The organism is Dyella sp. AtDHG13 (assembly GCF_003201105.1).
In the GTDB taxonomy this organism is placed as follows: domain Bacteria; phylum Pseudomonadota; class Gammaproteobacteria; order Xanthomonadales; family Rhodanobacteraceae; genus Dyella; species Dyella jiangningensis_B.
This window is the reverse complement of record NZ_QICJ01000011.1, coordinates 32,922-48,114: the sequence shown is the minus strand read 5'-3', so window position 1 is coordinate 48,114 and position 15,193 is coordinate 32,922. Positions and strand designations below refer to the sequence as shown.

Genomic DNA, 15,193 nt, shown 5'->3' with positions numbered 1-15,193 from the left:
GCGCGAACGTCGGATAACGATCAAGGGGAATCGTCATGCGAAACGACAACACACACGCCAGGCGGTTGCTGTGCATGCTGGTGGCGGCGACCGTGGCCATGGCCGGCGCGGTCGCTACCAGCCACGCGCAGACGGCGGACGCAGGCCCGGACTTCCCGGACCCGTCGCGCGCCACCATGCCCGAAGGCGCCTTCGTCAACGTGGAGAACCTGCGCAAGCTCGCGCCCGGCATGACCAAGCACCAGCTGTATGACCTGCTTGGCGCGCCCCACTTCAGCGAAGGCGTGTTCGGCGTGCATCGCTGGAACTACATCTTCGCCTTCCGCGAAACCGGCGGCGGCGTGATCAAGTGCCAGTTCCAGGTGGCTTTCGACAAGAACCACCTCGCACAGGCGTACTACTGGAAACCGGAGTCGTGCAAGGACCTGCTCGCGCCGCCAGCGGCGCCCGTCGCACCCGCGCCCAACGCCGCGCCGATGATGGCGATCACCTTGTCGTCCGACGCGATGTTCGGTTTCGACAGCGCCACGCTCACGCCGCGAGGCAAGGCCAATCTCGATCAGCTGCTGTCGCGCGTGCAGGAAGCCAGCCGCATCCAGGACATCATGATCACCGGCTACACCGACCGCATCGGAAGCGCGCGCTACAACCAGGCGCTGTCGGAGCGGCGCGCCGGCGCCGTGCGCGACTACCTCGCCACGCACGGCGTGTCACCCGCGGCGATGCGCGTGACGGGACGCGGCGATGCCGATCCGGTCGTGCAATGCAACGACAAGCGGCGCGATCGACTGATCGCCTGCCTGGCACCCAATCGCCGCGTGGAACTGAAAGGTACGGCCAAGGCATCGATGTGACGCGTGGATGAGCCTGTCGCAGTCGGCACCGTGGCGGATCACATGGAAACCGGTGACCCTCTACGGCGCCACCCCCTAGCGCCGACCGCCGTCACGGTGCCGACTACGACAGGTTCAACACGCGAGTGAGCAGAGGGCAGGCGCCGCGTGATTCGCAGCGCCCATGGAGCAGGAGGAAAGCGATCATGAAATCCGTCTATTCCGTTTGCGAGCGCGAAGGCCGCCAGTGGTGCATCACGCTGGGCCGGCGCATGCTGCGCAGCCAGTTGTGTCCGGCGATGGCGATCCAGCTGGCGCGTCGACTGGCGCGCGAACACCATGACGCCACCGGTGTTCCGTCGCGCGTCGAATTCCTCGGTGGAAAGATGCCCATCGTGCTGGGCAGCTACGGCATGCAGTGAGCCGGGGTTTGGCCGTCCAAAAAAGCCCCCGGCCATGCAGGCCGGGGGTGCGGAAAAAGCGGCGACCAGGGTATATCGCCGCTGCGTGCTCGTTACAGGTCGATGCCGAAGCCCGCGCCCACCGACGTCTGCGATCCGCTGGTGGTGGCGCCCACGCTGATATGGGCCGCCGTGCCGATCGGCGCGGCGTAGCCCACCGAAAGCGCCGACCGCGCGCCCTGGTAGCCCACGCCCGCCGAGATGCGGCCGATGCCCGTGGCGCCCGCGGCGTTGATCGCCATCTGCGTCGATGCCGCGCCCATCGCGCCCTGGTCGTTGATCTTCTTGTTGATTTGGGTGAACTGGTCGTTCATCTGCTGCCGCAGCGCACCGATGCCGGAGTTGGCGTCGTAGTTGGCAATCGCCTGGTTGGTGTACGCATTGGCAGAGTTCAACGTCTGCTGCGCGGAGGCATCGGTATAGGTCTTGGCCGTCTGCAGCGCCTGCGTGACCTGCGCGCTGACCTGGCCGACGTTGGCGGCGTCGGTGGCGGCTGTGCCCGCCGCTACGTTGTGGATGGCCGTACCGTTTGCGCCGCCGTTGCCCAGCGTTACGCTGCTGTAGTTGGTGCTGCCATCGCTGTTGGTGTCGTAACGGACGGCGCCCTGCGCCGAGCTGTTGATGCTCGCCTGCATCTGGGCGAGGTTCACCGCATCGGTGGATGCCGTGGCGGCGGCGACGTTGGTGATCTGGCGTTCGTTGCCGACGCTGCCCACTGAAACCGTGTTCGCGCGATCCGCCACCGAGCCCTGGCCCAGCGCCACCGCATTCGTCGCGGTGGCTTGCGCGCCCTGGCCGATGGCCGTGCCCGAGGCCGCCGTGACGGAGGCACTCTCGCCCACTGCCACCGCATTGGTCGCCGCTGCCGCGATGGTGCTGTTGGCGCCCACGGCGGTACTGCCGTCCGCGTTCACCTTGGCGTTGCCGCCAAAGGCGGTGTCGTTGGGGCCGTGCGCCAGTGCGCCGCCACCGACCGCGGTGCCGTTGTCGCCGGCCGTGCCCACCGCTGCTCCATTGCCGATCGCCACCGCATTGCTGCTGTTGTTGACGCTGGCCGCAGCGGCGCCGCTGGCGGCGAACGTCGTCGGCATGCCGCCACCGCCGGACGGCAGTGAGGCGATCTGCTGGCTGAGCGAGTTGTACTCGTTGTTGAGATTGGACACGCTGCTGCTGAGCGAGGACAGCGTGCCGTTGATGGCGTTGGTCGCGCTGGACAGCGCAGTGTTCATGCTGTTGGTGGCGTTGGTGAGCTGGCTCATGTTCACCGCATCCATCGCCGCCACCCCGTTGGCAACGTTGTGGAGCTGCGTGCCGCCATTGCCGGCCAGCGTGATGCCGGCCTTGGTGTTGTCGTCGTAGGCCACCGCCAACGGATTGCCGCCGCCGGACACGCCGGCAATCGCCTGGTTGAGCTGCGAGACGTTCACCGCATCCGTGTTCGCCGTGCCGGCGGCCACGTTGATGATCTGCCGCTCGCCGCCCGCCGTGCCGACCGACACCGCGTTGGCGCGATCGGCCAGCGAACCGGCGCCGAGCGCGACGGCGTTGCTGGCGGTCACCGAAGCCGCCGTGCCCAGCGCCGTGCCCTGCGCAGCGCTTACCTGCGCGGTGGCGCCGAGTGCGATGGCGTTGTCCGCCGTGACATAGGAACCCGCGCCGACAGCGACGGCCTGCGTGCCGGTAGCGACGGCGGCGAAGCCGTTGACCACCGCATAGTCGCCGTTGGCGCCTGCGCCAAGGCCTACCACCGTATCGCCGGTACCGAGCGCCTGTGCCTGCAGGCCAACGGCCGTGGCGTAGGTGCCGGCGGCATTGGACTGCGCGCCGATGGCGACGGCAGCGTCACCTGTCGCCTGCGCGGCCGTGCCCACGGCAACCGCATAGTCGGTGCCTGTCGCGTTGGCGCTGTTGCCGATAGCCACCGTGTTCTGCTGCGTTGCCTTCGCGCCCACGCCAAGCGCCGTGGCGCCATGGGCGATGGCTTGCGCGCCAGGGCCTACGGCGATCGCATAGTCGCCCGAGGCGACGGCGGCCACCGGGTTGTTCGAATTGTCGAATGACTTGACGTTGCCGCTGGAGTCCACCACGTAGCCGCCGATGGCCACGCTGCTCAGGCCAGTGGCCTGTGCGTTGGCGCCCGAGGCGATGGCGTAGTAGTTGCCGGCATTGGCGCTGAAGCCGATGGCCGTGGCGTAGTTGAAGCTGCCGCCCAACGAGAAGCCCGCCGTCGCACCGTTGCCGAAGGCGGACGAACCGATGCCGTATGCCAGCGCGCTTCCGCCCACGGCGGTAGCGTAGTCGTCGTTGGCATAGCTGGCATAACCCATGGCCATGCTCTGCACGCCCATCGCGGCGCTATAGGCGCCGGCCGCCACGCTGTAGCTGCCCATCGATTGCGCCGAGTCGCTGCCGTCACCGGCGCCGTCGGCGGAGAAATACGGGTCGGCCGGGCTGGACACCTGCGTGGTCTGGCTGGCCGCGATTCCGGGCATGCCGAGCATGAGGGCCGCGAGCGCGACACCCACCGCGAGCGTCCGCGCGCCACCCGCCGGACGCCGGGCAAGTTCGCTCGCCACGACCAGCCGGCCCAACGTCCTGTTCCAGATCTTGCTGTATACCTTGTTCATGATGCTCCCCGATGATCTTCGTCCGGCGTGCGTCGATCCCCGAATCCAGCGCATGCGGATCATTCGGACGGATAGACGTCCATTCCGGTTCTTATGGATGACCGGCCTGCCTCTCTCCCGGGATGCAGGCCGGAGAAACTCTTTCTGCGCGTGCCTGCGCGAAGCGCCGCTGCCTTACTGGTAGGAACCGAGCAGGGCGACGCCGGTGAACACGCCGGGACTGGTCAGGGTCACGTAGTAGACGCCCGCCGTGGGATTGCGCACGACTACGCTTTCCGTGTTGCTGTTCGGGCGGGCGGACATGTAGTCGTACGAGCTCGCGCTCGCGGCGCTTCCGCGCTTGACGTACATCGACACGTCGCCGCTGCCGCCTGCGGTGCGGAACGACAGCGTCGTCGTGCCGCCCGGAACCACCAGCATGAACTGCGTGCTGGCGCCTGCCTGGCCCTGCGCCGAGACGGTGACGCCATTGGTCAGCGCGGTCGGCGTCACCGGCGGATTGGTGGTTGCCGGACTGCCATTGCCCCAGGTGAAGGCGAGCTGGTTGAACTTGCCGATGTCCAGCGAGCCGTAGCCGGTGGTGAAGTCCCAGCCGGCCGCGGCGTTGTAGCCGTATTGCTTGCCCTGGTAGGACACGCCGTTGTTGCCGGAGGTGACGTCATGCAGCACTGCGGCGTTGCCGGGGAAATCGCGATACATCAGGCTGACCGGGAAACCGATGCTGTTGTTCGCATACGTCTGCACGCGCGCGAACACGCCCACGAAGATCGGCGAGGCGAGGCTGGTGCCGCCGACGGTGTAGCGCTGGCCGCCGATGAAAATCTGCGCGCCGGTATAGGAGGATGCATCGAAGGCGATGTCCGGCACCTGGCGCACCGAGGCGCCAAGCTGCTGCGCCTGCCATGCGGGCGCGGTTTCGAACAGGCTCTTGCCGCCGGTGCTGGCCCAGATGCGGTTGTTGCCGTCGCCGGCATCCTGCACGCCGTCGTTCCAGGTGGTTTCGCCGGCCCACGCACCGCCATTGGTGGTGAGTTCGGTGCCGCCCACGGCGATGACGTAGGGCGAGGTGGCCGGCTCGCTCACGGAATACGTAGCCGGATTGAAGCCCGCCAGCGGGCCGCCGGCGTTGGTCTCGAATTCGCCGTTGGTGGTGACGTACACGCCCTGGTCGCCGGACGCGACGGAGAAAGTCTGACCTTGCGCCACGGCCTGGGCAAAGATGGCGTCGTCCGCGGCCTGCGTGCCGGTCTGGTTGGCGATGGTTTCGTCCTCGCCCAGCGACACGTTGATCACCTTGGCGAGATTGTCGACCACGGCCTGGTTGTAGGCCGCGGTGATGCCCGCGTCGGTCAGCTCTTCATCCGCCGCGCCGTACTTGCCGTTGGCCGCGGTGTAGAACACGAGCTGCTTGACGCCGCCCGACGTGCCGATGATGGACTGGGAGTCAAGGTTCCATTCCGTATCGGAGTTCGGATCGTCGGAGAAATCGACTTCGCCGAGATTGCCCAGTGTGACCGGCACCACCTTGACGTTGACCGGCGCCATCGCCATGGCCGAGGTCATGGTGTTGAGATCCTCCCGCGTCTGCGTGAGATCGCCCCAGGTCACGATGCCCACCGTGGTGTTGAACGCGGTGGGCGTGCTGCCGGCGTTGTAGATGGTTGGGAACTCGGTGGGCGTGTGCGTCACGTTGACGGGCGTGCCCTGCGTGGTGGCCTGGGCCGTCTGCGTCACGGGCCTGCCGAGGAAGTTCATCGGATGCCTGTGCTCGATGTTCTGCAGTCCGATCACCGAACCCACGATGCCGCCGAGCGCCTGCGGAACCATCACGTCGCTGTCGTTGGCAAAGCGCTGCTTGCCGTTGTCGACGTAGGTCTTCATGGTGGTGTTGAACGCGGTGGAGGCCGCGGACGCATTGCCGTCGGCAAACACCAGCAGGTTGTTCGGCGACACCGATACCTGCGTAAAGCCCGACTTGCGCAGATGCGCGACCACCGCCTGTACCTGCGCATCGGTCGGCGCATAGGCGGCCTTGAACTGCGCCGGCGTGAGGAACTTGCCGAACGACGGATTGCCTGGTGTGTTCACGTTCTTGATGAAGGCCTGCAGCTGCTCGGCATTGCGCAGATTCAGGCTCACCGCCACATGCAGCGCCTTGGTGTTGTCCAGCGGCGTCACCGCCGACTGCACCTGCGGCAGGCCGTGGCGATTGATGGCGTAGCTGGTGCGCGTCACGGCCGCACGGCCCGCGGCAGCCGGCGATGTGGTGACGGTCTTGAGCAACGCGGCATGGCTGCGCGTGGGCGCCCAGTCGGCTGTCGCCGCGTGCGCCGCCAGCGGGCCGAAGGCCAGCGCAAGCGCCATCGGCAGAATGGATTTTGCGTGGGTGTTGCGAATGCGGCTGGACATCTTGGTTCCCCGGAATGCGTGGAGCCGGCGTGGCTCCGGATTCGAATCGCGCCGGTCGGGCGCTTCACCAGGCACGGTCAGCTAGCGACGATCCCGAGTTCCCCATGCCTCGTTGCGCGAGACATCCCCTGGTCTGCAGCGGCGACGTGCCAGCCGGACGACGGCTTGAACTCAGCTTTCACCAGACGCACCGCACAACACACGCACCTACCCCCACTGTTCCTCACACTTGCTCACGCAGCCCACGCACGCGCACGCAAGTCCTTGTGCGCCAGGCAGCGAAATGAAAAAAGATCGCGCAACGCTGTTGACGGAACGGATGTCGCGACCGCAGAGTGTTGGAAGAATCTCAGCCCTGCCGACGCCGTACTGCATGAACGATGGAGCCCCGAAAATGACCGCCCGAACGCTCGACCGCGCATGGCATGTCGGCGTACTGGAAGACGATGCGCAGCTGCGCGAAGGCATCATCATTCCGGGCCTGCGCTACTTCGGCTTCCAGATCACGGGTGCGGGATCGGCGGCGGAGCTGTACCGCCACATGCTCACCCGCCGTTTCGACATGGTGGTGCTCGACATCGGCCTGCCGGACGAAAGCGGCCTCAACGTGGTGAAGCATCTGCGCGAAATCTCCACGCTGGGCATCGTCATGCTTACCGGCAACACCGGCATGGACGATCACGTGACGGCGCTTACGCGCGGCGCCGACGCGTTTCTCAACAAGCCGGTGAACATCGAAGTGCTTGCCGCCACGCTGCACAGCGTGGCGCGTCGCCTCGCGGGTGCGTCCGGCGCCGGTGGTCCGGTGGCGCCATCGGCTGGACTGGGGCGCTGGCGCCTGGATACGGATGACTGGTGCCTGGTGACGCCCGCAGGGCACGCCTTGCCGTTGACCGCGCCGGAGCGCTGCATCCTGCGCGTGCTCATGGCCGTGCGCGGCGAGCCGGTATCGCGCGAAAAACTCATCAGCGCGCTCACCTCGGACATCTACGAGTTCGATCCACACCGCCTGGAAATGATGGTGCATCGCCTGCGCCGCAAGGCGCAGGACGCCGCGGGCCAGCCGCTGCCGCTGCTTACTTCGCGTGGTCAGGGTTACCTGTTTGCGGGGGATTCTTGAGGTTTTGGCGCGGTCGGAGCTTTCAAAGTCTCCGCGTCTCCGCAAAGTTCATTCCCCTCACCGTCATTCCGGCGCAGGCCGGAATCCAGTGGCGAAGAGACCGGTTATCGCACGATGTCTAGGCATTTGGTGTTCTCGCGAAAATCGCACGATAACGTCACTGGATTCCGGCCTACGCCGGAACGACGGTGAGGGACACAAACGTTTACGCGAGTTCTTGAACGGGCGCTTATACAGACGTCTGAAAATCCATCGCCCCTGACACCGCCGCCTCGCCAGCATGAATCGGCAGGCGAATGACAAACGCCGTCCCCTCCATGGGCGCGCTGTTCACCTCGATGCTGCCATGCGCGTTGGCAATCATCGTCGCCACCACGGAAAGCCCCAGGCCCGTGCCGCGTCCGAAGGGCTTGGTCGTGTAGAACGGCTCGAATACCTTCGCGCGCACCTCCTCGCTCATGCCCATGCCCGAATCGGCCAGGGTGAGCTTGAGCATGTGCGCGTCGCTGTCGATGTCCAGGTGAATGGAAAACTTGCCGCCCTCCGGCATGGCGTCGCGCGCGTTCGCGGCGATATTGAGGATCATCAGCTCGAACTGGCTGCGATCGAGCTTGAGCAGCGGACCTTCGGGCGGAGTGCGGATCTCGAGCTGGATATAGATGCCCAGCAGCTGGTCCAGCATGGGTGTCAGTTCGGTCACCGCCGCGGATGCATCGAACACCTGGCTCACGCCCACTTCCTGCCGGCTGAAATTGAGCAGCTTGCGGCTGATGGTGAGCGCTCGCAGCGCCGCCAGTTCGATGCCCTGCATGGCGTTGAGCAGGGCCGGTGTGCCGAGGTCCGCCAGCTGTTCGCGCTGCGAGGCGTAGCCCAGCACCACATTGAGCACGTTGTCGAAATCGTGCGCCACGCCGCTGGCGGCGCGGCCGATGGCGTCGAGCTTCTGCGAGTGGATCAGCTGGTGCTGGGTGCGCTCGCGCTCTTCCATTTCGTTTTTCAGCAGCACGTTGGCCTGCGCCAGCGCCTCGCCGCGTTGCAATGCCTCGGAGAGCATCTGGCGCAGCGCGCGCGTCGTGCAGTCGATGGCGAAAGCCACCATCAGGTAGGCCACCACCAGCATCGGCAGTGCGTGGAAGTACCACCAGAAATTCTGCTTGGTTCCCGGCAGCCACCATGCGTCGCCGAGCTGGCCAAGCGCGAAGCAGGCGATGATGGCGAAGTAGACCGTCCACAAGGTGCGTCGCCCCAGCACCACGCCGCCAATGGCCAGCAGCAGGGTCGGCGTGGGATCGGGCGGCGCGTGGCGGTAGCCGGTGGTGGCGAAGTTGGCCGCCAGCGTGAGCAGGTAGACGCACAGGAAAAACTGGATGCCGCGATTGAAGCGGCCACGCCGGATCATCATCACGCCAATCCAGGCGCCGAGCAGGATGCCGATGTCCGCGCCGAGGTCGGCCACGTCCGCGATGGACCACACGGCGGGAAACGCCGCTTCGGGTTCGGCGAGCATGTAGTACACGCGCACCAACAGCGCCTGCAATCCAGTCGCGATCATCAGGATCTGGATGAAGCGTGCATTCAAACGGTCGACAGGGTCCTTTGTCGGTGCACGGTCCAGCCATTCCCTGATGGTCCGTAGTGCTGGAACGGTCACTCGCTCCCCCAAAAACTGCCCACTGCCAACGCGTTTTTTTCCGACTTCCATCGGAGGACGCGACCTGTCGAGCATTCTTCCGCGCCTGCGCCGCGTGAGCAAGCGCAAATTTCGGTGAGGTTCGGGAGCTGCGTGCTGCTGGTGTGGGAGCGTGCGTGACTTGCCCGTGGCGCTCGCTGAATCTCCGGACGGCATCAAGGCAACGGGACGTCTGCACGTCCTATTTCAAGGCTTGTCGCGGGTGAGCGTTGGCGTCATCGGCCGTGGGGAGGCTGGGTGGCGTGTGCCGTGGGAGCGGCGGCGCAACCAGCGGCCATTGGGGAGAAAATCGGGTGAATACGATTTACAGCAAGGTCTGGAACGCGGCGCTCGGCGCCGTGGTGGTAGCTTCCGAACTCGTGCGTATGGCGGGCAAGGGGCGGCAGCGCAGCGCGCGCAAACTCGCCGTGGTCGGCGCGCTGGCGCTGGGTATCGCCGGCACGCACGCGGCCCATGCCGCGGTGACGCCGCCCGCCGCCACGCCGCCCACGCCGACGGCGGCCACGGGCAGCACCACGGTGGTGGTCGATCCCACCGGCGCGGTGGCGATCTCCGGTCCCGCCAGCGGCGGCACCACGAATGCCGCGGTCAACGGCAGCAACGACGCGGCGGTGGGTTCGGGCGCGGTGACTTCGGGCAGCAACGGCACCGCCATCGGCGCGGGCGCGCAAGAGCAGGGCGACAACGGCACGGCCGTCGGCAGCGCCGCCAATGCGGTGGGTAACAGCGCGGTGGCGCTGGGCGCCAATGCCACGGCCAATGGCGCCAACAGCACGGCCCTGGGCACCGGCGCGAAGGCGCAGGGCGACAACGGTGAAGCGGTGGGCAATGGCGCGAACGCCGTGGGCAATGCGGCCACCGCCGTCGGCACGTCAGCCGTGGCGACAGGCACGAACAGCGTGGCGCTGGGCGACGGCGCCAACGCCGCCACCGACACCAGCATCGCGGTGGGCCAGGCGGCGCAGGCCACCGGCGCGGGCGCCATGGCGCTGGGTACGGCGGCCAACGCCAGCAACACCAACGGCATCGCGCTGGGCCAGGGTGCGCAATCCACGGGCAATTACGCGACCGCCATCGGCAGTGCGAATTCAGCGGGCACGGCCACCACGGCGAGCGGCGCCAACAGCGTGGCGCTGGGCGACGGTGCGCAGGCAACGGGCAGTGGCTCGATGGCGCTGGGCAACAGTGCCTCCGCGACTCTCTCCAACAGCATGGCATTGGGCACGGGTGCGACGACCACGGGCTCCGGCTCGGTCGTTGTCGGCAACTCGGCATCCGACACGGCGATTTCCAACAGCGTGGTGATGGGCTCCGGCGCGAGCATCACCAATCTTTCGTACGCGGGCACGACGTTATCCGGCTTCTACCGGCAGGACACGGCGATCGGCCAGGGTGTGTCGATGTATGCATCGACGCAATCCACGGCCGTGGGAGCGACCGCGTTCGTGGGTAGCATGGCGGCGACGCCGACGGTGATAACGCAGGGCACGGCGATGGGTTATGGCGCCAGCGTGCAGGCGTCCTACGGCTCGGCGATCGGCGCCGGTGCGATAGCCTCCGGCAGCAATGCCGTGGCCGTGGGTTCTGGCGCACTCGGCGCGAGTGCGGGTTCGACCGCGCTCGGTGCGGGTGCGCAGGCGCAGGGCGCCAACAGCGTGGTCATCGCTGCGGGTAATGGCAACGGCGGCGGTGCGTACTCGGGGCCTAATTCTTCCGGGACCGTGGTGATCGGCAATGCCGCTGAAGCAGTGGAAACAACGGGCAGCGGCGGTGTTGCACAGCTGGTGAGCAATAGCGTGGTGATTGGCAACAACGCCATTTCCTACGGAGGCTCCGCGGGTGTTGCCATCGGCAGTGGCGCCGGCGTGGCGCAGGGCAGCATCAATGCCATCGGCATCGGTACGCGTGCCATTGGCTATAACGATGGCTCCATTGCCGTGGGCGCCAGTACCTACGCGGTAGCTGCGGGCGCCATCGCCATGGGTAGCGCGTACAGCAAGGGCAATGGCAGCAATCCGGCATGGGCATTGGGCGCTGCCTCGGTGTCCCTGGGCTCGGGAGCCTATACGTTCGGCGACTACACCGTGGCCCTCGGCGCTGGCGCCTATGCCAGCGGCAATGAATCCCAGGACGGGCTGGGCGAAGACTCCACCATCGGCGGCGGCGTCGCCGTAGGCAACAAGGCGATTGCCGGTGGCGACGGCAGCGTGGCCATCGGCAAGCATGCGCTTGCCAATCCGCCGGGGCAGTCGCAGGCCAATGCCACCGCCGTCGGTGTGAACAGTGTGGCGTACGGCACCGATGCCGTGGCGCTGGGCAACAGCGCCATTGCGCAGAACACGCAGGACGTCGCGCTGGGCACCAATGCATGGGCGGGCGGCGGCTTTGGCACGCGCAACATGGCCATTGGCAATGGCGCGACGGCCGGCGATGCGCAACGCGGTACCGAAGCGGTGACGAGCTACCCGACCATCAGCGACACCATGGCCATCGGCGCCTCATCCAGCGCCACCGCCAACCAGGCCATGGCGCTGGGCGTGAGCGCGTCCGCAGCGGGTGCGCAATCGCAAGCGTTTGGCAACAACGCCATCGCCAATGGCGTGCAGAGCCTGTCCAACGGCTACAACGCGGATGCGGAAGGGGACTATGCCGTCGCCACCGGTTCCGGCGCGTACGCCGCAGGCGCGGGTGATGTGGCGATCGGCAGCGGCGCAGTGACGTCGACCGCCAACGGCTATGCGATGGCCCTGGGTTACGGCGCCACGGTAACGGGCGACAGCGGCGTGGCGCTGGGCACCAATGCCGTCGTCACTGCCAGCAACGCCGTCGCGCTCGGCGCCGGGTCCTTGGCCGATCGCGCCAACGCGGTGTCGGTGGGCACGGCGGGCGGCGAGCGGCAGATCATCAATGTGGCCGCCGGCACGGCGGACACGGATGCGGTGAACATGAGTCAGCTCGCCAGCGCTACAGGCAGCATCAATAGTGCGCTGTCGAACGCAACGAGCACCATCAACAGCACGCTGTCCACGCTCAGCAGCAGCGTGTCGAACCTCAACACCGAGTACAACACGCTATCTCAGCAGATTGCCTCACTGCCTTCCGGCGGTGGCGGCATGCCGACGACGTTCGCTGCCAGCGGCGCCGGTGCAGCCAGCGTCAACAACAGCAGCAACGCGGTGGCGATCGGCAATGGCGCGGCGGTGGGCACGGGCGTGGCCGGCGACAACGGCACCGCGGTCGGTGGCGGCGCACTGGCGCACGGCCCCAACGACACCGCCTTCGGCGGCAATGCCAAGGTGAACGCGGATGGCAGTACCGCCGTGGGCGCCAACAGCACCATCGCGGCAGCGGCGACCAATGCGGTGGCGGTGGGCGAGAGCGCTTCGGTAACGGCAGCTTCGGGCACCGCCCTTGGCCAGGGCGCGCAGGCCACTGCGACGAATGCGGTGGCGCTGGGTCAGGGCTCGGTGGCGAATGCGGCCAACACGGTGTCGGTGGGCACGGCGACCAACCAGCGCCAGATCGTGAATGTGGCCGCCGGCGTCAACGCCACCGATGCCGCCAACGTGGGACAGGTGAGCGCACAGGTCACGCAGGCGCTGCAGACGGCCAAAACCTATACCGATGCCTCCGCGCAGCAGACGTTGAACTCTGCCAACGCCTATACCAACCAGGCCATTGCCAACTACGACGCCAACTCCGGCATCGGTGCGCTGCGGCAGCAGATGAACGACCAGTTCAACAACGTCAACCAGCGCCTGGACCGCGTGGGTGCGATGGGCTCGGCGATGGCGCAGATGACCGCGAACACTTCCAACCTCGCCGGCGACAACCGCGTCGGTTTCGGTGCCGGCAACTACAACGGCCAGGGCGCGTTCGCGGTCGGCTATCAGCGCGCCTTCAACAGCAACCACGCCAGCGTGTCGGTGGGCGCGTCGGTGTCGGGTTCCGAAACATCCGTCGGCGTCGGCGGCGGTTTCAGCTGGTAACGGTCGGCGCGTAACGCAACGGGGCGCCCGGCCGGGCGTCCCGGCCTGCTCACACATCCTGTCGGGAGTCGTGCATGAACATCCGTAATGTCTGCCGCGTGGCCGTACTGGCCGCGGCACTGGGTTTTTCCGCGGCGCAGGCCGCATCCATCGTCACCAGCACTGGTGCGACCATCAATGCGTCCACCCTGGGCGCCAATGACACCATCGACGCTTTCATCGTCACCTACCGCAACGGCACCACCGAGCGCAGCAGCGGCAAGGCGGTCGAACAGAACGTTGGCGTGGCCGTGGCGCGGGCGAAGCTCGATGCGGCCTCGCTGAAGGCTACGCCGTCGAAGGCGGTGAACGTGCAGTGGAAGCGCAAGCTCGGCATCGGCGCCGATGTGGTACGCACCAGCCGCAAGCTGAGCCGCAGCGAGGCCCTGGCCTTGATGCAGCAGATCGCTGCCGACCCTGCTGTTGCCCACGTCGAGCCCGACGTGCGCATGCATATCGTCAAGGACATCCCGCTCAGCGCGATCAAGGCCTCGGCCGTCGGCACCAGCACGCCGAACGATCCGTACTTCTCCTACCAGTGGCATATGCGCCCGGGCACGGGAACGGTGGAAACCATTGGCCGCGACACCACCGGCTATGCCAACTACGGCGGCAGCAACGCGTCCGCCGTATGGCCGAACTACGACGGCACCGGCGTAGTGGTGGCGGAGATCGATACCGGCGTGACGCAGCATCCGGACCTCAACCTGGCGCTGGCCAACGCGGGCTACGACTTCATCACCGATGCCGCCACCTCCGGCCGCGCCGCCGATGGCCGCGTGCCCGGCGGCTGGGACACGGGCGACTGGACCACTGCCGCGATGAACTGCCAGCTCGTAGAGAACAGCAGCTGGCACGGCACGCATGTGTTCGGCACCATCGCCGCGATCACCAACAACGGCGTGGGCGTGACGGGCGCGGCGCCGGGTTCGCAGGTGTTGCCGCTGCGCGCGCTGGGACATTGCGGTGGCGCGACCTCCGACATCGCCGATGCTATCACCTGGGCATCTGGTGGTTCGGTGCCCAACATGCCGGCCAATCCCAACCCCGCGCAGGTGATCAGCATGAGCCTGGGCGGCCCCGGCGTGTGCGAGGCGACGGACGCCTTCGGCACCGCGATTGCCGGCGCCATCGCGCGCGGCGTCACGGTGGTGGTGGCCGCGGGCAACGACTCCGACAACACGGCCAAATACTCGCCGTCGAGCTGCCCGGGCGTGATCACCGTGTCGTCGGTGGGTATCACCGGCAAGCGCGCGTTCTATTCCAACTACGGCAGCCTGGTATCGCTCGCGGGCCCGGGCGGCGGCATCTACGCGAACGACGATCCCAACCAGGGGACGAAGCCGGACGCGGGCTTCGTGTGGTCCACGCTCAACACCGGCACCACGACGCCGGTCGATCCCACCTACGGCGGCATGGCCGGCACCTCGCAGGCGACGCCGCACGTCTCGGGCGTGGTGGCGCTGATGATCAGCGCGGTGAAGGCCGCCGGCCTGCCGGCATTGACACCGTTGCAGATCCAGGAGGCGCTGATCTCCTCGGCGCGCGCGTTCCCGGTGAACGAAGGCGTGGCCTTCGGCAGCGGCATCGTCGACGCCAATGCCGCGGTGCAGGCGGCACTGAACGCATCGATGACGGCACTGCCGGTCACGCTGACGTCCGGTACGCCGGTCTCTGCTTCAGGCAGTGCGGGCACGTCGTTGATCTACAGCATCACCGTGCCGGCCAACGCCACCAACCTCACCATCCGCACCCTCGGCGGCACCGGCGACGTGTCCCTGTATGCGAAGGCGAACGTGCCGGTGGCGGCCAATGGCTCGAATGCCGACTACTCGTCGGTGAAGCCCAACACCAACAACGAGACGATCATGCAGACCACGCCCACCGCGGGCACGTGGTACGTGCGCGTGAACGGCGTGAAGACCTTCGCCAACGTGCAGCTCACCGCGAGCTACGTGGCGCACTGAGAGGGGGCATGTCGCCCGGTTTCCAGGCTGGTCCAGAACAGTTTGGGGGCCGGGCGCG

General features: G+C 67.2%; 8 protein-coding genes. 5 read left to right on the top strand and 3 right to left on the bottom strand.

The window, feature by feature from the left end:
- Window positions 1-35: 35 nt before the first annotated feature.
- Entirely contained in the window at window positions 36-854 is an 819-nt protein-coding gene (locus tag BDW41_RS17365) for an OmpA family protein (RefSeq protein ID WP_074550271.1), read from the top strand.
- Window positions 855-1,039: 185 nt separating this feature from the next.
- Window positions 1,040-1,255 carry a hypothetical protein gene (locus tag BDW41_RS17360; RefSeq protein WP_074550273.1) on the top strand — a complete coding sequence of 72 codons (216 nt, stop codon included), beginning with the start codon at window positions 1,040-1,042 and terminating at the stop codon, window positions 1,253-1,255.
- A gap of 92 nt (window positions 1,256-1,347) precedes the next feature.
- On the opposite strand, the gene BDW41_RS17355 is transcribed toward BDW41_RS17360, so the two are convergent.
- Together BDW41_RS17355 and BDW41_RS17350 are read right to left on the bottom strand one after the other, a co-directional pair.
- Complete coding sequence (locus tag BDW41_RS17355) at window positions 1,348-3,921, bottom strand: ESPR-type extended signal peptide-containing protein (protein ID WP_074550275.1); 2,574 nt, start codon at window positions 3,919-3,921, stop codon at window positions 1,348-1,350.
- 174 nt (window positions 3,922-4,095) lie between these two features.
- Window positions 4,096-6,330: a protease pro-enzyme activation domain-containing protein gene (locus BDW41_RS17350; protein ID WP_074550277.1), complete on the bottom strand. Its 2,235-nt coding sequence runs from the start codon at window positions 6,328-6,330 to the stop codon at window positions 4,096-4,098.
- 394 nt (window positions 6,331-6,724) lie between these two features.
- Here BDW41_RS17350 and BDW41_RS17345 point away from each other — a divergent pair, with 394 nt between their 5' ends.
- Window positions 6,725-7,450, top strand: a complete 726-nt coding sequence (locus BDW41_RS17345) for a response regulator transcription factor (RefSeq protein ID WP_074550279.1) — start codon at window positions 6,725-6,727, stop codon at window positions 7,448-7,450.
- A 229-nt stretch (window positions 7,451-7,679) separates the two neighbouring features.
- On the opposite strand, the gene BDW41_RS17340 is transcribed toward BDW41_RS17345, so the two are convergent.
- The gene (locus BDW41_RS17340) at window positions 7,680-9,029 is read right to left on the bottom strand and encodes an ATP-binding protein (protein WP_158537009.1); all 1,350 of its coding nucleotides are present in this window, start codon (window positions 9,027-9,029) and stop codon (window positions 7,680-7,682) included.
- A gap of 404 nt (window positions 9,030-9,433) precedes the next feature.
- Between BDW41_RS17340 and BDW41_RS23415 the strand changes: the two genes are divergently transcribed.
- A complete protein-coding gene (locus tag BDW41_RS23415) occupies window positions 9,434-13,129 on the top strand; it encodes an ESPR-type extended signal peptide-containing protein (RefSeq protein WP_074550282.1) in 3,696 nt (1,231 codons plus the stop codon).
- A 74-nt stretch (window positions 13,130-13,203) separates the two neighbouring features.
- Window positions 13,204-15,135 (top strand): S8 family serine peptidase, encoded by a 1,932-nt coding sequence (locus BDW41_RS17330; RefSeq protein ID WP_074550284.1) that lies wholly within the window; start codon window positions 13,204-13,206, stop codon window positions 15,133-15,135.
- Window positions 15,136-15,193 lie beyond the last annotated feature (58 nt).

Bases quoted from the DNA above. Each gene is read 5' to 3' on its own strand.
- BDW41_RS17365 (WP_074550271.1), top strand. From the start codon at position 36: ATGCGAAACGACAACACACACGCCAGGCGGTTGCTGTGCATGCTGGTG.
- BDW41_RS17360 (WP_074550273.1), top strand. From the start codon at position 1,040: ATGAAATCCGTCTATTCCGTTTGCGAGCGCGAAGGCCGCCAGTGGTGC.
- BDW41_RS17355 (WP_074550275.1), bottom strand. From the start codon at position 3,921: ATGAACAAGGTATACAGCAAGATCTGGAACAGGACGTTGGGCCGGCTG.
- BDW41_RS17350 (WP_074550277.1), bottom strand. From the start codon at position 6,330: ATGTCCAGCCGCATTCGCAACACCCACGCAAAATCCATTCTGCCGATG.
- BDW41_RS17345 (WP_074550279.1), top strand. From the start codon at position 6,725: ATGACCGCCCGAACGCTCGACCGCGCATGGCATGTCGGCGTACTGGAA.
- BDW41_RS17330 (WP_074550284.1), top strand. From the start codon at position 13,204: ATGAACATCCGTAATGTCTGCCGCGTGGCCGTACTGGCCGCGGCACTG.